The sequence below is a fragment of the Streptomyces sp. MK37H genome, assembly GCF_018035285.1.
Taxonomy (GTDB): Bacteria; Actinomycetota; Actinomycetes; order Streptomycetales; family Streptomycetaceae; genus Streptomyces; species Streptomyces endocoffeicus.
In genome coordinates, this window is sequence record NZ_JAAAYH010000001.1 from 50179 (window position 1) to 71408 (window position 21230).

General features: G+C 71.0%; 22 protein-coding genes and 3 pseudogenes. 13 read left to right on the forward strand and 12 right to left on the reverse strand.

The features are described 5' to 3' along the window. Positions 1-17: 17 nt before the first annotated feature. From GWI24_RS00265 to GWI24_RS00275, 3 genes are all read right to left on the reverse strand, one after another. Positions 18-179 (reverse strand): hypothetical protein, encoded by a 162-nt coding sequence (locus tag GWI24_RS00265; RefSeq protein ID WP_210943719.1) that lies wholly within the window; start codon positions 177-179, stop codon positions 18-20. A gap of 297 nt (positions 180-476) precedes the next feature. Further along, on the reverse strand, positions 477-1289 hold the full coding sequence (locus GWI24_RS00270) for an AraC family transcriptional regulator (protein WP_308343246.1): 813 nt from the start codon (positions 1287-1289) through the stop codon (positions 477-479). 224 nt (positions 1290-1513) lie between these two features. Next, positions 1514-2110, reverse strand: coding sequence for a TetR/AcrR family transcriptional regulator (locus tag GWI24_RS00275; protein ID WP_210943722.1), 597 nt, complete (start codon positions 2108-2110; stop codon positions 1514-1516). Positions 2111-2161: 51 nt separating this feature from the next. Between GWI24_RS00275 and GWI24_RS00280 the strand changes: the two genes are divergently transcribed. Next, positions 2162-2320 carry a hypothetical protein gene (locus GWI24_RS00280; protein WP_210943724.1) on the forward strand — a complete coding sequence of 53 codons (159 nt, stop codon included), beginning with the start codon at positions 2162-2164 and terminating at the stop codon, positions 2318-2320. A gap of 85 nt (positions 2321-2405) precedes the next feature. On the opposite strand, the gene GWI24_RS00285 is transcribed toward GWI24_RS00280, so the two are convergent. Continuing rightward, positions 2406-3314: a LysR family transcriptional regulator gene (locus GWI24_RS00285; RefSeq protein WP_247615658.1), complete on the reverse strand. Its 909-nt coding sequence runs from the start codon at positions 3312-3314 to the stop codon at positions 2406-2408. 96 nt (positions 3315-3410) lie between these two features. Here GWI24_RS00285 and GWI24_RS00290 point away from each other — a divergent pair, with 96 nt between their 5' ends. After that, positions 3411-4238 carry an oxidoreductase gene (locus GWI24_RS00290; RefSeq protein ID WP_210943728.1) on the forward strand — a complete coding sequence of 276 codons (828 nt, stop codon included), beginning with the start codon at positions 3411-3413 and terminating at the stop codon, positions 4236-4238. Between the two features lie 41 nt (positions 4239-4279). Here the strand turns inward: GWI24_RS00290 and GWI24_RS00295 are convergent. After that, a pseudogene (locus tag GWI24_RS00295) lies at positions 4280-4390 on the reverse strand (DUF664 domain-containing protein); the annotation flags it as partial. Continuing rightward, positions 4354-4731 carry a polyprenyl synthetase family protein gene (locus GWI24_RS00300; protein WP_308343249.1) on the reverse strand — a complete coding sequence of 126 codons (378 nt, stop codon included), beginning with the start codon at positions 4729-4731 and terminating at the stop codon, positions 4354-4356. The pseudogene GWI24_RS00295 and the gene GWI24_RS00300, both read right to left, overlap by 37 nt. Positions 4732-5314: 583 nt before the next feature. Here GWI24_RS00300 and GWI24_RS00305 point away from each other — a divergent pair. Both GWI24_RS00305 and GWI24_RS00310 read left to right on the forward strand, forming a co-directional pair. Further along, a complete protein-coding gene (locus GWI24_RS00305) occupies positions 5315-5710 on the forward strand; it encodes a TetR/AcrR family transcriptional regulator C-terminal domain-containing protein (RefSeq protein ID WP_210943729.1) in 396 nt (131 codons plus the stop codon). Between the two features lie 112 nt (positions 5711-5822). Then, positions 5823-6602 (forward strand): CPBP family intramembrane glutamic endopeptidase, encoded by a 780-nt coding sequence (locus GWI24_RS00310; protein WP_210943843.1) that lies wholly within the window; start codon positions 5823-5825, stop codon positions 6600-6602. Here the strand turns inward: GWI24_RS00310 and GWI24_RS00315 are convergent. Continuing rightward, entirely contained in the window at positions 6567-7766 is a 1200-nt protein-coding gene (locus GWI24_RS00315; RefSeq protein WP_210943731.1) for an abortive phage infection protein, read from the reverse strand. The two genes, GWI24_RS00310 and GWI24_RS00315, sit on opposite strands and share 36 nt — an antisense overlap. A gap of 166 nt (positions 7767-7932) precedes the next feature. Between GWI24_RS00315 and GWI24_RS00320 the strand changes: the two genes are divergently transcribed. The 3 genes from GWI24_RS00320 to GWI24_RS00330 all read left to right on the forward strand — a co-directional run bounded on the left by GWI24_RS00320 (position 7933) and on the right by GWI24_RS00330 (position 10409). Continuing rightward, entirely contained in the window at positions 7933-9141 is a 1209-nt protein-coding gene (locus tag GWI24_RS00320; protein WP_210943733.1) for a sensor histidine kinase, read from the forward strand. A gap of 4 nt (positions 9142-9145) precedes the next feature. After that, positions 9146-9799, forward strand: coding sequence for a response regulator transcription factor (locus tag GWI24_RS00325; RefSeq protein WP_210943735.1), 654 nt, complete (start codon positions 9146-9148; stop codon positions 9797-9799). A 238-nt stretch (positions 9800-10037) separates the two neighbouring features. After that, entirely contained in the window at positions 10038-10409 is a 372-nt protein-coding gene (locus GWI24_RS00330; protein WP_210943736.1) for a hypothetical protein, read from the forward strand. An 83-nt stretch (positions 10410-10492) separates the two neighbouring features. On the opposite strand, the gene GWI24_RS00335 is transcribed toward GWI24_RS00330, so the two are convergent. Genes GWI24_RS00335 through GWI24_RS00350 form a run of 4 tightly spaced genes read right to left on the reverse strand, consistent with a single transcriptional unit; the run spans position 10493 to position 14274 of the window. Continuing rightward, positions 10493-10948: a MaoC family dehydratase gene (locus GWI24_RS00335; protein WP_210943738.1), complete on the reverse strand. Its 456-nt coding sequence runs from the start codon at positions 10946-10948 to the stop codon at positions 10493-10495. After that, a complete protein-coding gene (gene menE / locus GWI24_RS00340; protein WP_210943740.1) occupies positions 10945-12471 on the reverse strand; it encodes an o-succinylbenzoate--CoA ligase in 1527 nt (508 codons plus the stop codon). The genes GWI24_RS00335 and menE overlap by 4 nt, the downstream gene beginning before the upstream one ends. A 10-nt stretch (positions 12472-12481) precedes the next feature. Next, positions 12482-13357, reverse strand: a complete 876-nt coding sequence (locus GWI24_RS00345; protein ID WP_210943742.1) for an amidohydrolase family protein — start codon at positions 13355-13357, stop codon at positions 12482-12484. Further along, positions 13357-14274 carry an SDR family oxidoreductase gene (locus GWI24_RS00350; protein WP_308343253.1) on the reverse strand — a complete coding sequence of 306 codons (918 nt, stop codon included), beginning with the start codon at positions 14272-14274 and terminating at the stop codon, positions 13357-13359. Before GWI24_RS00350 ends, GWI24_RS00345 begins: the two co-directional genes overlap by 1 nt. Before the next feature lie 248 nt (positions 14275-14522). Here GWI24_RS00350 and GWI24_RS00355 point away from each other — a divergent pair, with 248 nt between their 5' ends. The 4 genes from GWI24_RS00355 to GWI24_RS00370 all read left to right on the forward strand — a co-directional run bounded on the left by GWI24_RS00355 (position 14523) and on the right by GWI24_RS00370 (position 19068). Next, positions 14523-14948 (forward strand): MarR family winged helix-turn-helix transcriptional regulator, encoded by a 426-nt coding sequence (locus GWI24_RS00355; RefSeq protein ID WP_210943845.1) that lies wholly within the window; start codon positions 14523-14525, stop codon positions 14946-14948. Between the two features lie 105 nt (positions 14949-15053). Further along, positions 15054-15878, forward strand: a complete 825-nt coding sequence (locus GWI24_RS00360; protein WP_210943743.1) for a PaaX family transcriptional regulator C-terminal domain-containing protein — start codon at positions 15054-15056, stop codon at positions 15876-15878. Positions 15879-16041: 163 nt separating this feature from the next. Next, positions 16042-17424 carry an alpha/beta hydrolase gene (locus GWI24_RS00365; protein ID WP_210943745.1) on the forward strand — a complete coding sequence of 461 codons (1383 nt, stop codon included), beginning with the start codon at positions 16042-16044 and terminating at the stop codon, positions 17422-17424. A 15-nt stretch (positions 17425-17439) separates the two neighbouring features. Then, positions 17440-19068: an MFS transporter gene (locus GWI24_RS00370; RefSeq protein WP_210943747.1), complete on the forward strand. Its 1629-nt coding sequence runs from the start codon at positions 17440-17442 to the stop codon at positions 19066-19068. Here GWI24_RS00370 and GWI24_RS44675 read toward each other — a convergent pair. Further along, positions 19053-19450, reverse strand: a pseudogene (locus tag GWI24_RS44675) (VOC family protein). The gene GWI24_RS00370 and the pseudogene GWI24_RS44675 sit on opposite strands and share 16 nt — an antisense overlap. Before the next feature lie 75 nt (positions 19451-19525). On the opposite strand from GWI24_RS44675, the gene GWI24_RS00380 reads away from it, so the two are divergent. After that, positions 19526-19819 carry an IclR family transcriptional regulator C-terminal domain-containing protein gene (locus GWI24_RS00380; protein ID WP_210943751.1) on the forward strand — a complete coding sequence of 98 codons (294 nt, stop codon included), beginning with the start codon at positions 19526-19528 and terminating at the stop codon, positions 19817-19819. 364 nt (positions 19820-20183) lie between these two features. Beyond that, a pseudogene (locus GWI24_RS00385) lies at positions 20184-21200 on the forward strand (PHB depolymerase family esterase); the annotation flags it as partial. Positions 21201-21230 lie beyond the last annotated feature (30 nt).

Consider the following 21230-nt stretch of genomic DNA (forward strand, 5'->3'; position numbering starts at 1 on the left):
CGCCTGCCCGCTGTCGTTCAGCGGTGCCCCGCGTACGCCGTCGTCCAGGAGCAGACGGCGGTCGGCGCGGCGCTGCGTGGTGTCAGCAGCCCACGCAACCGGCGCAGTCGAAGCCTCCGGCCGAGTTCTTGCAGCAGCGAGCGTTGCAGCTGCACGGACCGCCGTACTGCCTGTTGCACTGCCAGCATTGTGGCCAGCACTGCTTCACCTGCACGGCAGAGGCCTCCACCTGGGGAACGAACAGGCCGAGCAGCCTGCTGCCCATCGTGGTGAGCGTCCTGTACATGTCCACCCTCCTTCCGTCGAGTCCGGCCCGGCTCTGTGGACTGGGCGCGGGCCGATGTTGGGTCCAGCCGACAGACGGCGCCTGCCGACTCCGCCACCATCGCGATCCGGCAGGAGGGATGTCTTGTACGAATGCGACGCCGATGCCACGCCGACGCGACGCTCTGACTCGGCGCGCAGGACGCACGCACTTACTCGGCGAGCAGAACGCTGGTGACCTGATCGGGCAGGAAGTCCAGCGGGTCGCCGGGCTTGGAGGACGCCCGGCGGGTTCCGAACCGGCCCGGCGTACAGCCGACCCGGTCCTTGAAGGCCCGGGTGAAATGGGCCTGGTCGTAGTAGCCCGCGAGGGCCGCCGCCTCCGCCCACGGCAGACCGCCGTCCTGCAGGCGCAGCGCCTCCTGCAGCCGCAGCACCTGGGCGAACTGCTTGGGTGGCAGGCCCACTTGCTCGCGGAAGCGGCGCTCCAGCCGTCGGCGGCTCCATCCGGTCTCGGTGGCCAGATCCCCCACGCGTATCCGGCCGTGGGTGCGTCCCAGCCGCCGCCACGTCCAGACCACCTCGGGCGCGCACTCCGGCCCGGCCTGGGCCCGGGCCGCGAACACCCCGTCGAGCAGGGCGAAGCGCGATGTCCAGTCGCGGCACTCGGACAGGCGGCAGAGGAGACGGCCCGCCTCCCGACCGAGCAGATCGGCCGGGTCCAGATTGCGCTCTGCCAGCTCGGCCATCGGCATACCGAAGAGGCGGAAGGCCGCGATCGGCGTCAGCATGACCGTCACGCCGGACAACTGGCCGGTGTGCTCGCCCAGCGTGGCGGTGGCCCGTAAGCCGTTGATCATTGAGGTACCGGTGACGGACTGCCGCGGATCCACCGCGTCGGCGATCCGTACCGGCTCGCCGAACCCGAGCATCACCTTCACCACACCGTCCGGCACCAGCAGCCGACATCGGGGCTGACGCGCCCCGAACCGGAAGCCCCGGTATCCCAGCACATGCTCGCGCACGGCGGCGCCGGGCCTCCTGGTGATCAGCTCTCGCGAATCCGCCGCACTCGATAAGGCCCTCGGCGAGTGCTTCTCGTGCATTTTGCTTCCCCCTCGTGTCCGTGAATCGGTCACATAAGGCCCATCGTGTCCGGCGCGGGGAGACGGGGACCACAGGGATCAGGCCAATGCGGACGGCGGGGCCAGCCACCTTGGAGCACAGATATCTGCGCCGGGTACACCGACTACCCGTCGCTGTGACCGCCCTCCGCCTCCGCGAACCGGTCCACCAGTACGTCGAGCCGTCGTGACTCCTCCTGCCGGGGAAGGCGGCCCGAGCGCGTGAGGCTGACCAGGCCGTGCAGGGCCGACCAGAAGATCTCGACGAACAGGGCCGGTTCGGCGGACCCCGCGATATCGCCGAGCGTGTCGAGCAGCGTCTCGAACGCCTCGCGCAGCGGCGCGGGCGTCGCCTCGTCGGCGAACGGCAGACCGGTGTCGAGGAGGAACATCGCGTCGTAGAGGGCGGGGTTGCGCTCGGTGAAGTCGACGTACGCGTCGGCGAGCGCGGCCACCGCGGCGCGTCCCTCCGGCCCCTTGGCCACCGCCTCCCGCATCGTGGCGGTCAGTCCGGCGAATCCCTCCAGGGCCACGGCTCCGACGATCTCGCGCTTGCCGCGGAAGTGGCTGTAGAGCACGGGCTGGCCGAACTCGATGCGCTCGGACAGCCGACGCGTGGTGACGGCGTCCCAGCCGTGGGCCTCGGCGAGTTCACGGGCCGCCGCGACGATCAGCTGGTGGCGTTGGGACCGCTCCCGTTCCTTGCGTTCCTGTACGGACATGTTCCAAGCCCTAGCAGTGCTAGAAACGTGCTCAGAGGCTCCGGAGGGGACATGCAGAACACACTCGCCATCGTCACGGTCGTGGTCGTCGGCCTGCTGGTGGGCGTGGAGTTCGCGGTGGCGGCCGGCGACTCGGCCGTTGGGACCGGTTCCACTACCTGCGCGCCGGCGTCATCATCGCGGCATTCGTCCTGCTGGTCGCTGGCATAGCGTGACGCCCCGCGACCGGGGATGCCCTGCATCGCGTGGCCGGACCGACTGACTGTCGCAGTCCGGCCGGGCGCCGGACTCCACGTCAGTCTCCAGCTGGGGACTGCCCGGTCGCCTGCCGACAGGCACATACGTAGTCCAGCACCAGCGGGCGGTGGTCGTCGGCACGCCGGGCGAGCGCGTACTGGCTCGGCGAGATGCCGCGCACCGGCCGGGTCACGACCCCGCCCAGGGTGATGAGCGGTGCGTTCCCGCTGGCCAGCAGGCAGACCCCGCGCCCGTCCACGAGCGCCTCGTACGTCTCCTCGGTACTGGCGATCTCGGCACCGATGACCGGTGGCCTGCCGTCACGGGCATCCGTGGCCAGCCAGTACTCCCGGAGCGCCCCGGCGCTCGGCGGCAGCGCGAGGAACGGCTCGTCCAGCAGGTCGGCGAAGTCGACGACGTCCCGGGCGGCCAGGGGATGCTCCTCGGGCAGCGCGACCAGACGGGGCTCCTGGGCCACCACCACCCAGGTGTAGCGGTCCGGATCGGGCATCGGGAGCCAGACGAAGGCGAGGTCGCTGGAGCCGTCCGCGAGCCCCGCGGTCGAATCCTCCCAGCTCACCTGGCGCAGTTTCATACGGGCGTCGGGACGTGCGTCGGTGAACCGGGACCTGATCCCGGGCAGCAGACCGCCGCGGCCCGGGCTGGTGCTCATCCCCACGACGAGGGTCGCCTGTTGCCCGGCCTTGGCCTGCTCGACCGCTTCCCGCGCGGCGTCCCACGCGGCGAGCACCTGCTGGGCGTGCGGCAGCAGCGCGGCGCCCACCGGTGTGAGCCGGACACTTCTGCCGTCCCGTACGAACAGCGGCGCGCCGAGCTGGCGCTCCAGCATCCGGATCTGCTTGCTCAGCGCCGGCTGCGAGATGAACAGCCGCTCGGCCGCGCGGGTGAAGTGCAACTCCTCGGCCACGGCGGTGAAGTACCGGAGATCTCTCCCATGCACATCCATAACCATCGGTTATCACACCGGGTCTTGGACGGGCAAAGGACTTTTCCACGAGAGTCGACCCCGAAGAGCACAACACCTCCGTGAAGGGATGTTCCAATGGGCAAGGTCTGGCTGGTGACCGGGGCGAACAGTGGCTTCGGCCGGGCGATCACCGAGGCCGCGGTGGCCGCCGGGGACGTGGTCGTGGCCACCGCACGCCGTGTGGAGGCGCTGAGCGACCTCGTGGCCGCGCAACCCGATCAGGTGGAGGCGCTGACGCTGGACGTCACCGATATCGCCGGGATCGAGGCCACCGTGCGGGATGTGGTGAGCCGTCACGGCAGGGTCGACGTCCTGGTCAACAACGCGGGCCGCGGTCATGTCGGCGCGGCCGAGGAGACCACCGACGCCGAGCTGCGTTCGCTGTTCGACCTGCATGTCTTCGGCCCCGCGGCCCTGGTCAGGGCCGTGCTTCCCGCCATGCGAGCCCGGCGCTCCGGTGCGATCGTCCAGATGAGCAGCATGGGCGGCCAGATGTCCTTCGCCGGGTTCTCCGCCTACAGCGCCACCAAATTCGCCCTGGAGGGATTCTCGGAGGCGCTGGTGGAGGAGGTGCGCCCGCTCGGCATCAAGGTGCTCATCGTGGAGCCCGGCGCCTTCCGCACCAGCCTGATGGACAACACCGGCGCCAGCGAGGAGATCGCCGACTACGCCGAGACCGTCGGGCCCACCCGGCGGATGACCCAGACCGCCGGGGGCGCGGAGCCGGGCGACCCGGCCAGGGCCGCGGCGGCGATCCTGGCCGCCCTGGACGCCGAGCGGACGCCGCTGCGGCTGCCCCTGGGCAGCGACGCGGTCGACGCGGTCCTCACCCACCTCGACGCCATCCGCTCCGACGTCACCACCTGGGAGAAGACCGCTCGCGACACCGCCTACCCGCGGTAGGCCCGCGGCAGGCGGGAGGTCCTGGAGCGGCGGAAGGAGGCTCAGCGCCCGGTGCCGCCGTCGATGAGCTCGCGCAGGATGTCCGCGTGACCGGTGTGGCGACCGGTTTCCTCGGTCATGTGGGTGAGTGCCCAGCGAACATCGGCGCCGGGCCCGGACGCCCCGGCCGGGTGATCTGGTAGGCGATGCCGACGGCCTCGAAGTACTCACAGACCGCGGCGAGTTGGGTCTCGTCGGCGCCGTCGAGGATCGCGGAGACCTCGGCGGTGCTGCGGATGAGCATGCCCGTCTTGAGCCGGTGGGCGGGGCGGATCTGGCCGAGGAGGGTGCGGGCGTCACCGGTTGCCACGGCTTCGTCGAACGCGGTGTGGTGCCCGGCGATGTCGAGGGCCTGACCGGCGTGAGCGGCGCGCAGGTTCCTCAGATAGAGCCGGTTGGGGGCGCGGTACCGGCGCCAGGCGCCCGCTGGTGGCCGGGCGCCGATGCCCGCCACGTCAAGCCGGTGACGTGACGGCCCGGCCGAGGTGCCGGGCGAAGAACCGGACCGCGCTGTCGGCGTCCGCGCCGATCTCCGGGCAACTCCTGGAGGGCGTCCAGCGTCGCCCGCCACTCCGGTACGGCACGCTCGGCCAGGTGGGCGTTGTAGCGGACGACGATCGGGCGGACCGGCTCGCCAGCCGCCATCGCCCGCCGCATCGTGGCGATCTCACCGTGCCCCATGAGCACCAGCGGCGCGCGCTCGGGGCCGGACGGGGGTGACCAGAGCACACCGGTGACACTTACGTCAATCGCCCGGCCGTGACGAAGCGGGGGAGCACCCACACGGATACAGCGTTCATGGGTCTCACCTCCTGGCTCGGTGCCACGGTCGCCCGCACGCTACCGACCCGGGTGCATCCCGCCCAGCCACGACGTCCACGGGCCGTCGACAGATCCAGGCCGTAGGTCGTCGTCGGTGCCCAGGGACCGGCCCCCGTAGAAGAAGCCGTCGGGGTCGGGAGCGGCGTCCCCGTCCGGGCCGAGGAACTGGCGCGCCTCCGCGTACGACGCTCTGATCGGCGCGCCCGACGCGACTGGTGATCGACCTCGGCGTACTGGCCGGAGGCTACGTCGAGTTGGGGATCCGGCGGCTGACCGACGAGCAGTGGTGGGCCGCCCGCGCCCACTTCTGGGAGGCCGTCTTCGTCCCGGCACGCTATCCGGTGGTGGCGACCCTTCGCGCCGCGGGTGCCCTGCTTCACCCCCGCGACCGTGGCTTCGAGTTCGGCCTCCGGCTCGTGCTGGACAGCATCGAGACGTTCGTCCGGAACCAGCCCAATGCCCGCGACGAAACATCAAGGCGTTACGAAACTCCCTGTCCGCAGTGCGGCAACCCCGTCTCCCGCCTCGCTTCCACCGGCCGCCCACGTACCTACTGCTCCGACGCCTGCCGCCGACGTGCCTACCGCATCCGCCGGGCCCGCCCGGCGTAGGAAGCCCAGTGCCGAAAGTCCAGCCAGGACTAGCAAAGCAAGACCGGATCATCTCGACCACCGAAAGCTCCGCGTTCCCTTTGCCGCGCCCGCGGCTACGCTCGTCCCCGTGATGCAGCGGTGGAAAGACCACGTCATCCGTCATCCACTGTGGGGCGCGGTGGAGTTGACGCTCGCATGGCACACCGTGCTGCTGCTCTTCGCCAAGGTCATCCTGCCTCCATTGGCGCCCTCCTGGTACCCGGACCTCGGCGCCACCCTGGTCAACGCCATCTGCGCCGCGGGGGTGTGGCTCGTGCTGTGGCGGTGGGGCCGGCTGCGTGTCTCCGGGGTGGCCGCGCTCGGCCGTCCACGCCGCTGGTGGCTCGCCGCGCCGATGCTGCTGGTCGCCTGCTCGTACTCCGTGGTCGGCCTCGACGGAAGCGTGACCGTTGTCGTCAGCGGCCTGGTGTCGCTGCTGTGGGTCGGCATCAACGAGGAGATGTACAGCCGGGGACTGGTCCAGCAGGCCCTCGGCCCACTCGGTCCGGTGCGCGCGGCCGTCGGCGTCGCCGTCCTCTTCGGAGCGGGCCACATCCAGAACGTCCTGTTCTTCGGCGACCCGCTCGACGACACTCTGTGGCAGATGCTGTCCGCCGGATTCTTCGGCTTCACATGCGCCGCACTGCGCTACGCGATCGGCTCGATCTGGCCGATGGTTGTCGTCCACGGCCTCGACGACTTCTTCCAGATCCGCTCTCCCGGCTCGGCCCCGGACTGGTGGCAGGCGAGCGTGTACGCCTTCCACTTGGTGTACGGCCTGTGGCTGCTGCGCCGGTACGGTACGGTGCGGGCGGGTCGTACGAGCGCACATGAATCACCACGTGAGTGGCTGCGGTGGCCGCGGTCGTGAGGGACGCCGTCGGTGGCGGGCGTACTCGTCGGCCAGGGCCCGGAAGGATTCCTTGGGCTCCCAGTGCCAGGGGGAATCCGGCTCCGCCGGACGGTCCCGGATCACTTTCACCAGGCTGTAGCCGGCCATGTCCAGGTCGAGTCGCGGCTCGCGGCGGTGTGGGGCGTCGGGCGTGACGAAGGTGTAGGCCATGGCCGCGTACAGGTTCATCGACTCGAACACATCGAGCACATCGGTCAGATACGCCGCCTGTGTGTGCTCGCTGCGCACCAGCCCCTTCTTGACCCGCGGCGGCGTCTTGGCGTAGTCGACGACGTCCCAGGCCATACCGCCCAGGCGGGGTGCCCCCTCGAAGGTGCAGCAGCCGAACTCGGTGATCGCGAGCGGCTTGCCGTGACGCTGGTACTTACACAGTTCCTTGACGTGCCCGCCGCGGTTCGGATACCAGCCGTAGTAGTCGACGCACACCAGGTCGAACAGGTCCCAGTCCACGTCCTCGTCCTGCGCGGCCCCGTACGACAGCGGCCCGCGGAAGACCGAGCGGCCGACGGCGGCGGCCCGTGCGGTGAAGCGGCGCAGCCGCCGGGCGGTCTTCACCGGGTCGTAGTTGCCCTTGACCAGGTTCTCGATCCGCTCGGTCGCGGTGGCGCCGGGCACGATCCCGGGGACGAACAGCAGAAACTCACACCCCACGTTCAGATGCACCTGTACGCCCTGCCGGCGCAGTCGTTCGGCGAACCGCCCGGTCTCCGCGAGGTGGTCGAGGATGTCCGAAGCGGGCACATCGCCGAGGGTCGGCTCCAGCCAGACACGCAGACCGTTCTCGGCCGCCTCGGCCGCGGTGCGGGTGAGCCGCTCGACGCCATCGCCGGTGATCTTCACCGTGTCGGCATGCAGTTGGTGGCGGATGGCCCGCAGGTCGGTGCGGGTACGAGCCGTGTTCCACGCCGTCGCCGGCGTCTCGCCCTCGCCCACTTCGTAGACGACCCCGCGATAGCGCACTCCGCCCGCCCGGGCGTCCCCCACCCGCTTCCGATCGGCCGGGGCGCGTGTGCTGTCGTGCCACTCCGCCGCGGCGGCGTACCCGGCGGGCAGTGCCGTGCCGACGGCGACCGCCCCCGCGAGCCGCAGCAACCGAGCCCTGCTCATCTGGGCTGCACCCATCTCGTTCTCTCCCGTCTTCCGGATGGGAGCAGCCTGCGGGGACCACCGGGGTCGGCACCATTCGCCGATGGTCCACGAGGGGATGGCTGGAGTCAGACCGATGGCCAAGGGACGTCTGGCCGGTTGGCCGATGTGCCGCCCTTCGCGGCCCGCATACCCTCACCTCATGACCAACGGCCTCGACCCCGCCCTCCCGGCCGGGCACACCTGGCGCGACCGGGCGGTGGACGCGGTCCTCTTCTGCGGGGCCGTCTTCCTCGGCATGGTCGTGCTCGGTGTGGTGAGGGAGCAGGGCGATCTGCCGGGGTGGGCGGCGGAACTGGACCCGCTGCTGGGGCTCGTGGCCTGCTGTGCGCTGTGGTTCCGGCGCGGTTTCCCGCTCGCCGTGGCGCTGATCGGGCTGCCCGCGGTGGCGCTGGCGACCAGCGCTCTGCCTGCCGGTGCGGTGATCGTCACCAACCTCGCGCTCCGTCTCCGCTGGCGGCAGGCGCTGCTGATGCTCGGTGCGTACGTGGTGTGCATGGTGCCCTCCGGCCCGCTGCTGTCGGGAGCGGCTGACGACCTGTGGTTCGACGCCGCGTTCTCGCTGGCCTACCTCCTGGCCGCCTTCGCCTCGGGCAACGCCCTGCGGTCCCGGCGGCTGCTCGTCGAGCGGCTGCGTGTGGACGCCGAGCGGGCCCGGGCCGAAGACGAGCGCCGGCTCGCCGACGCCCGCCGCGGCGAACGCCAGGCCATCGCCCGCGAGATGCACGACGTGCTGGCGCACCGCATCTCCCTGCTCTCGGTCCACGCGGGCGCGCTTGCCTACCGCACCCGGCAGGCGGAGGCGGGCGCCGGTCCCGCGCTGAGCAGCGCCGAGGTCGCCGAGAGCGCCGAGGTGATCCGGGGCAACGCGCATCAGGCCGTGGAGGAGTTGCAGGAGGTGCTGCACCTGCTGCGGGCGGAGGGCGGGGGAGAACCGGTATCGCTGCTCCCACGGATCGCGGACATCGACGGTCTGGTCGCGGACGCCCGTGCCACGGGCCAGCCGGTGGACTTCCGTACCGAGCTGACCGCCGACGCCGTCCGCGGCCTGCGGTTGCAAATGCACCGGACCGTCTACCGCGTGGCGCAGGAGGGCCTCACCAACGCCCGCAAGCACGCGCCCCGCACACCCGTCAGCGTACGTCTGGCCGGAGGTCCCGGCGGCGGCCTCACGGTGGAGATCCGCAACGGGCTGCCCGCCGTGCCACGCGCCGACGGGGCGGTCCCGGGCACCGGAGCCGGTCTGACCGGGCTCGCCGAACGGGTCCGTCTCGACGGCGGCACCCTCGACCACACCGCCACCGACGGCACCTTCACGCTGCGCGCCCGGCTACCGTGGCCCGCGAGGTGACGCCATGATCCGAGTGCTGCTGGCCGACGACGACCCCCTGGTGCGGACCGGGCTGAAGATGATGCTGCGCGGGGCGGACGGTATCGAGGTCGTGGGGGAGGCGTCGGACGGCGCCGAGGTGGCCGCCGCCGTCCGCGAACACGCGCCCGATGTGGTCCTCATGGACATCCGGATGCCGGTCATGGACGGCCTCGCGGCCACCCGCGAGCTCACCCGGCGCGGTGCCCAGGCCCCGCAGGTGATCGTGCTGACCACCTTCGACGAGCACGGCCTGGTGCTGGAGGCGATGCGCTCCGGCGCCGCCGGGTACCTGGTCAAGCACGCCGTGCCCGAGGAAATCGTCGAGGCGGTACGGCGGGCCGCCCGCGACGAGCCCGCGCTGTCGCCGTCCGCCGCGCGTGCCCTCATCCGGCACGCGGCGGCCGGACCGGACGACCGCGCCGAACACGCCCGGCAGCGGCTGGCGTTGCTCACCGAACGCGAGCGCGAGGTGGCCGAGGCGGTTGCCGAGGGCCTGTCCAACACCGACATCGGCACCCGCCTGCACCTTTCCCTCGGCACGGTCAAGGCCCACCTCTCCAGCGCCCTGGCCAAACTGGACCTCGACAACCGTGTCCAGCTCGCTCTCCTCACCCACGACGCCCATCCGCAACCCTGACCGGAGGCGCGAGCGGATCCGGCCACCGGGCTTCGCCACTGCCGTCAGGGCTGACCGGTGAGGATCGGGGTCTGCCAGTTCCGCCATTCGGCCAGGCTGTAGTCCTGCAATGCTACCGGTGTCCGTGCCGACATGCCCAAGCCCCGCCGCTCGAACGGGAGTTGTGCCATCGAGATCAAATCACTGCTTTAATTGGGTAGCTGATCTTGAGTCCCGGCCCCTCGGAAAGGCAGCCCTGATGTCCCCCGTCCTCTACCCCTCCCGCTCCCGTTCCGAGGTCCCGTTCGAGGCTGCCGACGCCGGTGTTCTCCGCGTCATGGCCAACTCCCGCACTCCGGTGTTCTGCACCGTGCACGCGAGTGGACGGCGCCGGTACGGCTACTGGCAGCCGTACGACTCCATCACCAACAGGGGCGGCTGCTACGTCGCGCTGCCCACCCCCGTATGCGACAGGCTGTACTCCCAGGGGCGGATCACTCTCGGTGAGCCCCTGGTGGATCCGGCCAAGACCACATACCGCGTGTGGCCCGCTCATGGTCCGGTCGCGCCGGTACGCATCCCGGTGACACCCCTGCCCGCGGTGGCGGTGGCACAGGTGCTCGCCGCCTGAGCCGAGGTTCCGGGAGCCGGTTCGGCAGTGTGGTCGTCGGCTGCCGGACTCGCCGGACTCGCCGGGCTTCGTGGTGCGGCGGGTCAGACGTAGAAGCGGGAGAGACTCCGCACCACGGCCGCGGGCTTCGTGCCGCCGTCCACCTCGATCGTGCCGTCGACGGTGATCTGGACGCCGCCGGGTACGTCCTCGACCGAGGTGAGCCGGGCCACGAGCCGTATGCGGGATCCGGCCCTCACCGGTGCGGGGAAGCGCACCTTGTCCAGGCCGTAGTTGACCTTGGTGGTCACGCCCCGTACGTCCAGCAGTTGGGTGAAGAGGGGGATGAACAGGGACAACGTGAGGTAGCCGTGCGCGATCGGTGCGCCGAAGGGGCCCTGGGCCGCTCGCTCCGGGTCGGTGTGGATCCACTGGTGATCGCCGGTGGCATCGGCGAAGGTGTCGATGCGGTCCTGGGTGACCTCGACCCACTCGCTGGTGCCGAGGTCCGCGTCGGCGAGCTTCTTCAGTTCGTCCAGGCCGTTGACGGTGATGCTCATGAATCGGCTTCCTGTTCAGGGGCGGGGGTGCCGTAGCGGTCGCGCACCCGGGACTTGAGGAGCTTTCCGGAGGCGGTGCGCGGAAGTTCGTCCGCGACCACCACCGACTTGGGGATCTTGTACTTGGCGAGCCGCCCGGACAGTGATGCCAGCACCTGCTCCGGGTCGAGTCCGGCGCCCGCCGCCGGGACGACGACCGCGCGGGGCACCTCGCCCCATGTGTCGTCCGGGACACCGATCACCGCGCACTCGGCGATGCCCGGGTGGGCGAGGAGGAGGTCCTCGATCTCGGCGGGGTAGATGTTCTCGCCGCCGGAGATGATCATGTCCTTGATCCGGTCGACGATGTACACATATCCGTCTTCGTCGACCCGGGCCGCGTCCCCGCTGCGGAACCAGCCGTCCGCGAACGCGGCCTCCGTCTCCTCGGGCAGCCCCCAGTAGCCGGACATCACATGTGGTCCGCGCACCACCACTTCGCCGGTCTCGCCGGTGCCGACCGGGGTGAGGTCGGGCCGTACGACCCGTACGTCGCTGAAGAAGTGCGGTACGCCTGCCGAGCCCGCCTTGTCGGCGGCGTGCTCGGCGTCCAGGAAGAGGGTGCCGGGCGCGGCCTCGGTCATGCCGTAGCCCTGGAGGAAGGTGAGCCCGCGCTCCTGGTAGGTGGCGATGAGCGGGGTCGGCACAGGTGATCCGCCGCAGGTGAGGATGCGGAGCGAGGACAGATCGGCGTTCGTCCAGCGGGGGTGCCGGGCCACCTGGCCGAACATCGTCGGCACTCCGAACATGAAGGTGATGCGATGCCGTTCGATCAGATCGAGGGTCGTCCCCGGGTCGAAGGCCTCCACCAGGACGCAGGTGCCGCCCTTGAGCAGCACCGGCAAGGTGATCATGTTCAGGCCGGCGGTGTGGAACAGCGGGGCGGACACCAGGGCGCGCTCGTCGGCGAACAGGTCGTGGTCGACCAGCACATTGACGGCGTTCCAGATGATGTTGGCGTGGGTGAGCATCGCGCCTTTGGGGCGGCCGGTCGTCCCCGAGGTGTACATGATGAGGCAGGTGTCGTCGGGGGAGACCGGTTCGTCGATCGGCTCGGTCGGCGCGGCTGCCAGGATCTGTTCGTATGCGTCGCCGATCTCGACGCGGATCCGTACATCGTTGCCGGCCGGCAGTCCGGCGACGAGCCCGGCGTGTGCGGCGCCGTGGATGAGGGCCTTGGCGCCGGAGTCGGCGAGCTGGTAGGCGATCTCGGGGCCGGTGAGCCGGGTGTTGAGGGGGACGAAGACGGCGCCGAGGAGGCCGGCGGCGAACAGGGTCTCCAGATAGGCGGGGTGGTTGGGGCCGAGATGGGCGATGCGGTCGCCACGCCTGACGCCCCGGGCGCGCAGGGCGTGGGCGAGACGGGTGGTGCGGGTGTGCAGGGTGCGGTAGTCGGTCGACTGCTCGCCGTGGATCAGGGCCGTGCGGTGCGGGGTCTTACGGGCCCGGCGTGCGGGCCATGACCCCAGTCCCTCGTTGCGCATCTGGCACCCCTTACGGTTTGGTCAGCCCGAGCAGCCGGGCCGCGTTCTCCTTGAGGATCTTCGGCTTGACCGCCTCTTTGATGGAGAGCTTGTCGAAGTCGGCCAGCCATCGGTCCGGGGTGAGCACCGGGAAGTCCGAACCGAACAGGACCTTGTCCTTCAGCAGTGTGTTGGCGTACTGCACGAGCTGCGGCGGGAAGTACTTCGGCGACCAGCCGGACAGGTCGATGTGCACGCCGGGCTTGTGGGTCGCCACCGCGAGCGCCTCGTCCTGCCACGGGAACGACGGGTGCGCCAGGATGATCTTCAGATGCGGGAAGTCGGCGGCCACGTCGTCCACATGGAGCGGATTGGAATACTTCAGGCGGATCCCGCCCCCGCCGGGAACTCCGGCGCCGATGCCGGTCTGGCCGGTGTGGAAGAGAGCGATGGTGCCTGTCTCCTCGATCACCTCGTACAGGCCGTACGCCACCGAGCGGTCATTGGGGAAGAAGCCCTGGATGCTGGGGTGGAACTTGAAGCCCTTCACGCCGTACTCCTCGACCAGCCGCCGGGCCCGCTGCACGCCCGCCTTCCCCCGGAAGGGGTCGATGGAGGCGAAGGGGATGAGGACGTCCGCGTTGGCGGCGGCTGCCTCGGCGACCTCCTCGTTCGGGACGGGCTCGGTGCCGGTGGCGGACTCGGCGTCCACCGTGAAGATGACGGCGGCCATCCGCCGCTCGCGGTAATACGCGGCCGTCTCCTCGAGGGTGGGCTTCCGTTTGCCCTCGACCTTGAAGTAGGCGGAGGAGGCGTCGTGCAGATCGTCGTCCAGGGAGGAGTGGCCCTTGGAGGACACCTCCGCGTGGGTGTGGACGTCGATGGCGACCAGATTCCGGGGGTCCATCACGCCTCCGGGGTCTTCGGCGCGGGGATGCCCACCGTCTGTGGTTCGGCGCCGACCGATGTGGACCAGACGTCGGCGAGGGCCTCGGAGGTCCAGCCGCCGTCGGCGTAGGCGGTCCGGATCTCCTGCGGATGCGACCAGAGCGCCACCTTGTCGCCGCCGATGCCGACGCACTGGCCGGTGATGCCGCGGGCGGCCTCGGAGGCCAGGAAGGGGACGAGGGCGGCGCAGTCCTCCGGGGTGCCGAATCCCTCCCCCTTGCGCAGGAAGTCCGGCAGCGGTTCGCCGTTCCTCAGGGCCTCGACATACGGGGCGAAGGCGGGAATGGTCTCGGTCATCGCGGTGGCGGCGACCGGCACGATCGCGTTGACGGTGATGTTCGCGCGGGACAGTTCCATGGACCAGGTGCGGGCCATGGCGGCGATTCCGGCCTTGGCGGCGGCGTAGTTGGTCTGGCCGAAGTTGCCGCGCTGCCCGGCCGGGGAGCCGACGAGGACGAGTGTGCCGCCTTCGCCCTGCTCGCGCATGCGCACGGCGGCGGCGCGGGCGCAGGTGAAGGTGGCTCGGAGATGGGTGGTGATGACCGTGTCGAAGTCCTCGTCGGTCATCTTCCACAGCACCTTGTCGCGCAGGATGCCCGCGTTGGTGACCAGGACGTCGAGTCGGCCGAACTCCTCGACGGCGCGGCTCACCAGCCGGTCGGCGGCCTCGGCGGAGCCGACCGGGACCACCTCGGCCACTGCGGTGCCACCGGCCTCGGAGATGGCCTTGACGGCCTGTTCGGCCACGGCTTCGTCGACGTCGTTGACGACCACGGACGCGCCGTGGGCGGCGAGGGCGTGTGCGTAGGCGAGGCCGAGGCCCCGGCCGCTACCGGTGACGACGGCGGCCTTGCCGGTCAGATCGATGGTGGGCACGAGCGGGTCCCTTCGCATGGGGTGCGTCTGTGCGGCGCCGGGTGCGGCAGTGAGATCGAAGCTAAGCGCAATAATTGGTGTCGTCAACAGTTGTTGTTCACCTCGGGTGCGTCATGCTGGACTCTGCACACGAGACCCGCCCCTCCGGGGGGAGCCGAGACCGGCGCCCCGGGGCCGAGACCAGGGAGCCCGCCATCGCCCGCCGGCACACCGACACCCCGCCCCCCATCGACGCGGACGAACCGTGGATGCGGGCGCTGCACGCGGACACGGGCTATCTGCTGTACCGCCTCGGTCTGCGCTCCGGTCAGCTGTTCAACACCTTCCTCCAGGAGTCGGGGCTGCGGCTGCGGCACTACGCCGTGCTGCGCTACCTCGCCACCTGCGAGGGCGCGTTGCAGCGGGAGCTCAGCGCCCGGCTCGGCTATGACCCGAGCGCGATCGTCGGCCTGGTGGACGACCTGGAGAGGCTGGGCTTCGCCGAGCGCCGCCCCGCCCCCGACGACCGCCGCAGCCGCATCGTCGTCCTCGCCGAGGACGGCCGCGCGTTCCTCCGCGATACGGATCAGGCGGGCCAGCGGGTGACCGACGAACTGCTCACCACGCTCGCGCCCGCCGAACGGGAGACGCTGCACGCGCTCCTGGTGCGCGTCGCCGGGAACGGGCTCGCCTGACGCGTCACTCGGGGACACCCGGCGATGGCCGCCGACCGGCAAACGCCCGACCGGCAAACGCCCGACCGGGTGCTGGCTGCCGCGCGTGCGGGGGCCTCGTAGTGTATGCATGTGACCGGTCCAGCCCTCCGCCCCCAGTCCCTCCTGCTCAGCTTCCTCGGTGACGAAGTGCTGGGCCGCGGGGTGTGCGTGTACACGGGGAGCGTCATCGAGGTGTTCCGGCGCGCCGGAGTCGGAGAGCAGGCCACCCGGTCCACCCTCACTCGCATGGTCGGCCGCGGCCTGCTGAGTCGTCGGCGTGAGGGCCGGCGGACCTATATCGGCCTCACCGACCGCTCGGAGGCGATCCTCCGTGACGGCGAGCGGCGCATCTGGAAGACGGGCGCGGTCAACCGCGAATGGGACGGTACCTGGACCCTGCTCGGCTTCTCGCTCCCGGAGTCATGGCAGCGCCAGCGGCACGATCTGCGCTCCCAGCTGACCTGGGCGGGCTTCGGCGCGCTGTTCAGCGGACTGTGGATCGCGCCGGGCGAGGTCGACGTCTCCGGGATCGTCGCCGAGCTGGGCCTGGCCGCGCATGTGAAGGTCTTCCGCGCCCACGCGGACGCCGGCATGGACATCGCCGAGATGGTCGACGAGACCTGGGACCTGCACGCACTGGGCGCCGGATACCGGGACTTCGAGGCGTCCTGGCGGCCGTACGCCTCAGGTGGCGTGGACTTGGCCGGAGAGGACGCCCTCGCGCTGCGTCTCCGATTGACCGCCGAGTGGCTCCAGGTCATCCGCGGTGATCCCCGGTTGCCCGTACGGCATCTGCCGGAGGACTGGCCCGCGGCCGGGGCGGAGGAGACGTTCCGCGCGGTCCACGGCCTGTTGGAGGCGCCCGCCCGGGACGCGGCGCACCGGTCGATCGAAACGGTTCCGGCGTAGCCGTCCTCACGCGTGCCACACCGGGGCGTGCTCTCAGGCGAAATTGTGCATTTTGTTGACGGCTGCAAGAAATCAGCCCTACATTCCTCCACACCTTCGTTCAGCGCGCTGAGCACGCGCCCCGGGTTCCCCGCTCCGCAGCCGCCCACAAGGAGCCACTTCCATGTCTGCTCGCACCCGTCCGCGTATCGCCCTGGCCGCCCTGGCGTCCGTCGCCCTCGCCGCCCTTCCCTGGTCAGCCGCCCAGGCGGACCCGACGGCCACGGCCCACCTCACCGGCACCCTCGCCGACGGCGCCACCTGGATGGCGGACGTCCCCGACCGCTGGAACGGCACCCTGCTGCTGTTCAGCCATGGCTTCGGCCCCACCGTCGCCCAAGACGCCCCCTCCGACGCCGTACGCACCGAGTTGCTCGCCGAGGGCTATGCGATGGCCGGTTCGTCGTACGACCCCCATGGCTCGATGTGGGCCCTGAAGAGCGCCGAACTCGACCAGTTCGCCACACTCGACGCCGTTACCGCGAAGATCGGCACCCCGCGGCGCACCCTGGCCGTCGGCCAGTCCATGGGCGGACTCGTCAACGCGCAGATCGCCCGCGACGGCGCCCGCCGTGTCGACGGCGCGCTCGGCCTGTGCGGCCTGGTCGCGGGCGGCACCGACCTGGACAACTACCAACTCGACGCCGAGTACACCCTCGCTCGGCTGCTCCTGCCGGGGCAGGACCTCCGTCTGGTGCGCTTCGGCTCCGCCGACGACGCGGCCGCCACCGCCAGGAAGCTCACCGACGCCGTCAACGCCGCGCAGGCCACACCACAGGGCCGGGCCCGGATCACGCTGGCCGCGGCCTTCCTCAACCTGCCCGCCTGGGCGCCCGGAAAGGACCGGCCCGCCCCGGCCGACTGGGCAGGGCAGGAGGAGCAGCAGTACACGTGGTTCGCGCAGGGCATCCTGTCGTTCGTCGAGGGCGGCCGGTTCGCCATGGAGCAGTCCGTCGGCGGCAACAACTCCTGGAACCGGGGCGTCGACTACGCCCACCTGCTCGCCGGTTCCGCCCGCGCCCCGCAGGTCCGCGCGCAGTATCGGACGGCCGGACTCGACCTGCGCGCCGATCTGGCGTCCCTGACCCGGGGTGCCTCGATCGCCGCCGACCCCGCCGCGGTCCGTACGGCGCAGCGCACCTCGTCCGCCGGTCAGGGTCTCGGCATGCCGCTGCTGGACGTGCACACGATCGCCGACAACCTCGTACCCGTGGAGCAGGAACGGCGGTTCGGCGACCGGGTGCGCACGGCCGGGGACGGCGCGCTGCTGCGGCAGGCCTACGTCGAACGACAGGGCCACTGCGCATTCACCACCGCCGAGACCGTGGCCGCCCTGCACGCGCTCGAGCATCGCGTCATCACGGGCCACTGGGACGACGCCGCGACCCCGGCCGTGCTTCAGCGGTCCGCCACGGCGCTCGGTCTGGACGGCGCGGCGTACGCCCCGTACCGCCCGGCACGCCTGACGGTCGGCCGCGATCGCCCGGCGCCTCCCGTCCGCCACTGACGTTGGGACCCTCAGATGTCCGACGCATCCGCCTCTTCTCCCTCCGCACACCCTTCCGCATCCCCGGTCCCGCGTCTCCCGCTCGGTACGCTCGTCGCCGGCTGTCTCGCCGTCTGCCTCGCCCAGATCGGCCTGGCGATACCGGCCACCCTCAACGGCCTGTTCCAGGAACACCTCCACCCCGTCGGCGCCCAGCTCACCTGGATCTCCGACGCGTTCCTGTTGCCCGTCACCGTCCTCGAACTCTCCTTCGGCGTGCTGGGCGACCTCTTCGGCCGCAAACAACTCCTCGTCGGCGGGGCCGCGCTGGTGTGCGCGGGCGAGGTCGTCGCCGCGAGCGCGTCCGGCATCCATCAACTGTGGGCGGGACAGGCGCTGGCCGGTCTCGGCGCCGCCGCGCTCTTCCCCACCTCGCTCGCCATGATCGCGGCCGGCACGCACACCGGTGCCCAGCGTGCCCGGGTCATCGCCCTCTGGGCCTCCAGCCTGTCCGCGGGCGGCTTCCTCGCGCCGCTGCTCGGCGGTATCACCGGCACCTACGGCTCGTGGCGCTCGGCGTTCGTGGTGGTCGCCGTGCTGGCCGCGGTCAGCGCCCTGGTGAGTCTTCGGCTTGCCGCCAACTCCCGTGCGCCTGAGGGACGTTCGCTGGACATCGGCGGCCAGATCACCATCGGCGTCGGTCTGTTCGCCCTGCTGTACGCCGTCATCCAGGGGCCGACCGGCGGCTGGGGATCGACCCCCGTGGTCGTGGCGTTCGTGATCGCGGCGGTGTTCCTGGGCCTGTTCGTGGCCGCCGAGAGCCGGGCCCGCTCGCCCCTCCTGCGCCTGGACCTGTTCCGCAACCGTTCCTTCGCGATCGCGTCGGTCGTCGCGGTGGTGGGCATGTTCAGCTTCCTGGGCACGGCCTACGCGGCGAGCATCCGGCTCGGCCCCATCCAGCACCAGAGCCCCCTGCGCACCGCCTTCGCGTTCCTGCTGCTCAACGGCATCGCCCCGGTGCTCACCCCGCTGACCTCAAGGCTGCTGAACCGGCTGCCCGCACGGGCGCTGCTCACCTCCGGTCTGGCACTGATCGCCGTGGGCGACTTCCTGGCCGCCGGGCTCGACGTCGGCGACCGGAGCCTGACCTCGCTGATCCTGCCGCTCGGCCTGGTCGGCATCGGCTTCGCCTTCACGGTGTCGTCCATCACCGCGACCGCCGTCAACACGGTGCCACTGCCGCTCGCGGGCATGGCCAGCGCGGCCACCAACCTGCTGCGCGACTTCGGCTTCACCCTAGGACCCGCGGTCATCGGCGCCGTCGCGCTGAGCCAGGCGGCGTCCCGGGTGACCTCGTCGCTGGCCACCTCGTCGTCCCTGACCGCGGAGTCGAAGGCGGCGGCGCACGACGTGCTGAGGGAAGGCGGCCCGCTCGCGCTGAACTCCGTCCCCGCCACCTCCCCGCCGGGCGCGGCCCGCGCACACGCCCTCGACGCCCTCGGCCACGGCTACGCGATCGGCTTCGTGGTGTGCGGCTCAGCCGCCGTGTTCTCCGCGCTGCTGGTGGTGACGGCTCTGCGGGAGCGCACGGCGGAGAAGAGCGCGCCACAATCGGAGGGCGGTGTGCGACGGTGGCCCGCCGGAGAGTCTCACGCCGCCGGTTGAGTGAAGCGGATGCGGTTGCCGAACGGGTCACCCAGGCCGCAGCCGATCCCGTACGGGCGCTCAGTGGGTTCCTCGGTGAATTCCACGCCCTGCGCCAGCAGTGTCTCGTAGGTCTTGCGGCAGTCGGGGTGGTCAAGATGAGCCAGCCGCCCATCACACCCTTGGTCACCAGCTCACGGACCTGCTCCGCCGTCTCCTCCGGCATCGCCGGGGCGCCCGGCTTCTCCAGCAGGATCTGCCGCTCGGGGCGACCGGGAACGCTGACGGCGAGCCAGCGCATGAAGCCCAAGTTGACGTCCGCGACGACCTCCGGGCCGAGCTCGCCGACGTAGAAGTCGAGGGCCTCGTCCTGGTCGAGGACGTAAATCTGCGAATGCGTGATGGCACTTGGCCCACTTCTCGGTACGGGACGGCGCCGTGGCGGTGCATGTGACGCAGAGCCGTCTCCACGTACCACATGCCGCTGACCGCGGGCGGCGAAGTCCCGCTGTACTGCTCGGCGGTGGGGTGGGCGATGCTGTCGGCCCTGCCGTCGCCGGTGGCGGCGGAGCTTCTGGGCGGCGAGTCGCTCCCGGCCCGTACGTCAGGGACGGTGCGGGACCCGGGGGCAGTGCTCGCCGCTCTGTCCGCCGTGCGCGAGCGAGGCTATGCGGTCGATGACGAATACGCGGAGCTGGACGTCCGCGCCATCGCGGCCCCGGTGCTGGGGCCGGGCACCGGGTCGCCGGCGCGGTCGGCATCGTCGGGCTGACGTTCACACTGGACGAGGAGAGCGTGCTTCGATGCCCGTCGGCTGATAGGTCGTGAGCCGACAGTTCGTTGTCCCCGGCCCGTGACAGCCACACACCTCGCCGGTCACATGTGGCGACGCAACACGTCCGAGCTGACGCCGTCAGACGGAGGGCGCGCGGGACGGTCACGCCAGTTAGCAGATCGGCTGTCGACCGCGCAATCCGTGAGACGCCGAGGGCGGTGAATCCGCTTGTGGTCCCCCGGGCCATGGCGATGGGCTGCGCCGGATTCTACGGTTTCGGCCACGTCTGGTGCTTCCGGCGCACGGGACGCGCCGGTGACCTCAGGAACACCGGGAGCGCATCAACCGAAGGAGCACTTCCATGCCAGTCCCCCCACACCACGTACCGCCACGGAGCCGATGGACCCGCATCGCGGCCCGGCTCCTCGCCGTCGCCGCCCTCCTGTTCGGAGCCGTTCTCGCCGGGCCCGCGCCCGCCGCGAACGCCGCGGTCACCCTTACGAAGGTGACCAACTTCGGGTCCAACCCCGGCGCGTTGAACATGTACGTGTACAAGCCGACGTCGCTGCCCGCGAACGCGCCCGTGGTCGTCGCGCTCCACGGGTGTACGCAGAGTGCCCAGGTCTACGCCGACAACTCGGGGCTGCCCGAGCTCGCGGACCGCGACAAGTTCGTCCTGGTGCTCGCGGAGACCACCTCGTCGAACAATCTCAGCAAGTGCTTCAACTGGTTCCAGGCAGGTGACAATCGGCGTGACCAGGGCGAGGCCCTTTCGATCCGGCAGATGGCGGACCACGCCGTCTCGGCCTACGGCGGGGACTCCAAGCGGGTCTACATCACGGGGCTGTCGGCGGGTGGTGCCATGACCTCGGTCATGCTCGCCACCTACCCTGACGTCTTCTCCGCCGGCGCGGTCGTCGCGGGCCTGCCCTACGGCTGCACCAAGAACAACAGCCCTTACCAGTGCATGAACCCCGGGCTCGACCTCAGCCCGAGCGAGTGGGCCCAGCGGGTGCGTGAGGCGTACCCGTCGTACGAGGGACCGTGGCCGCGCACCGCCATCTGGTACGGCGATCGGGACACGACGGTCGTGCCGCGCAACGCCACCGAACTGCGCGACCAGTGGACCGCGTTGCACGGACTGTCCCAGACGCCCACCCGTACCTCCAGCATCGGTCCCAATGCCACCCAGCACGACGAGTACGTGGCGTCCGACGGCACGGTGGCCGTCGAGGTCAACAGGGTCCCCGGCATCAACCACGGCACCCCGGTCGACCCCGGCACCGGTGCCGAACAGTGCGGCAGCACCGGCGCCCCGTACTTCCTGGACTCGATCTGCTCCAGCTACTGGATCACCAAGTTCTTCGGTCTCGGCGGCTAGGGCGGCGAGCGCGCATAGGCCCCGGCC

Excerpts from the sequence above, each read along its gene's own strand:
- GWI24_RS00355 (WP_210943845.1), top strand. The coding sequence starts at position 14,523 with ATGCGGGCGCTGCACGCGGACACGGGCTATCTGCTGTACCGCCTCGGT.
- GWI24_RS00290 (WP_210943728.1), top strand. The coding sequence starts at position 3,411 with ATGGGCAAGGTCTGGCTGGTGACCGGGGCGAACAGTGGCTTCGGCCGG.
- GWI24_RS00360 (WP_210943743.1), top strand. The coding sequence starts at position 15,054 with ATGCATGTGACCGGTCCAGCCCTCCGCCCCCAGTCCCTCCTGCTCAGC.
- GWI24_RS00345 (WP_210943742.1), bottom strand. The coding sequence starts at position 13,357 with ATGGACCCCCGGAATCTGGTCGCCATCGACGTCCACACCCACGCGGAG.
- GWI24_RS00325 (WP_210943735.1), top strand. The coding sequence starts at position 9,146 with ATGATCCGAGTGCTGCTGGCCGACGACGACCCCCTGGTGCGGACCGGG.
- GWI24_RS00285 (WP_247615658.1), bottom strand. The coding sequence starts at position 3,314 with ATGGATGTGCATGGGAGAGATCTCCGGTACTTCACCGCCGTGGCCGAG.
- GWI24_RS00320 (WP_210943733.1), top strand. The coding sequence starts at position 7,933 with ATGACCAACGGCCTCGACCCCGCCCTCCCGGCCGGGCACACCTGGCGC.
- GWI24_RS00370 (WP_210943747.1), top strand. The coding sequence starts at position 17,440 with ATGTCCGACGCATCCGCCTCTTCTCCCTCCGCACACCCTTCCGCATCC.
- GWI24_RS00275 (WP_210943722.1), bottom strand. The coding sequence starts at position 2,110 with ATGTCCGTACAGGAACGCAAGGAACGGGAGCGGTCCCAACGCCACCAG.
- GWI24_RS00380 (WP_210943751.1), top strand. The coding sequence starts at position 19,526 with ATGCCGCTGACCGCGGGCGGCGAAGTCCCGCTGTACTGCTCGGCGGTG.
- GWI24_RS00280 (WP_210943724.1), top strand. The coding sequence starts at position 2,162 with ATGCAGAACACACTCGCCATCGTCACGGTCGTGGTCGTCGGCCTGCTG.
- GWI24_RS00330 (WP_210943736.1), top strand. The coding sequence starts at position 10,038 with ATGTCCCCCGTCCTCTACCCCTCCCGCTCCCGTTCCGAGGTCCCGTTC.
- GWI24_RS00335 (WP_210943738.1), bottom strand. The coding sequence starts at position 10,948 with ATGAGCATCACCGTCAACGGCCTGGACGAACTGAAGAAGCTCGCCGAC.
- GWI24_RS00315 (WP_210943731.1), bottom strand. The coding sequence starts at position 7,766 with ATGGGTGCAGCCCAGATGAGCAGGGCTCGGTTGCTGCGGCTCGCGGGG.
- GWI24_RS00365 (WP_210943745.1), top strand. The coding sequence starts at position 16,042 with ATGTCTGCTCGCACCCGTCCGCGTATCGCCCTGGCCGCCCTGGCGTCC.
- GWI24_RS00310 (WP_210943843.1), top strand. The coding sequence starts at position 5,823 with ATGCAGCGGTGGAAAGACCACGTCATCCGTCATCCACTGTGGGGCGCG.
- menE (WP_210943740.1), bottom strand. The coding sequence starts at position 12,471 with ATGCGCAACGAGGGACTGGGGTCATGGCCCGCACGCCGGGCCCGTAAG.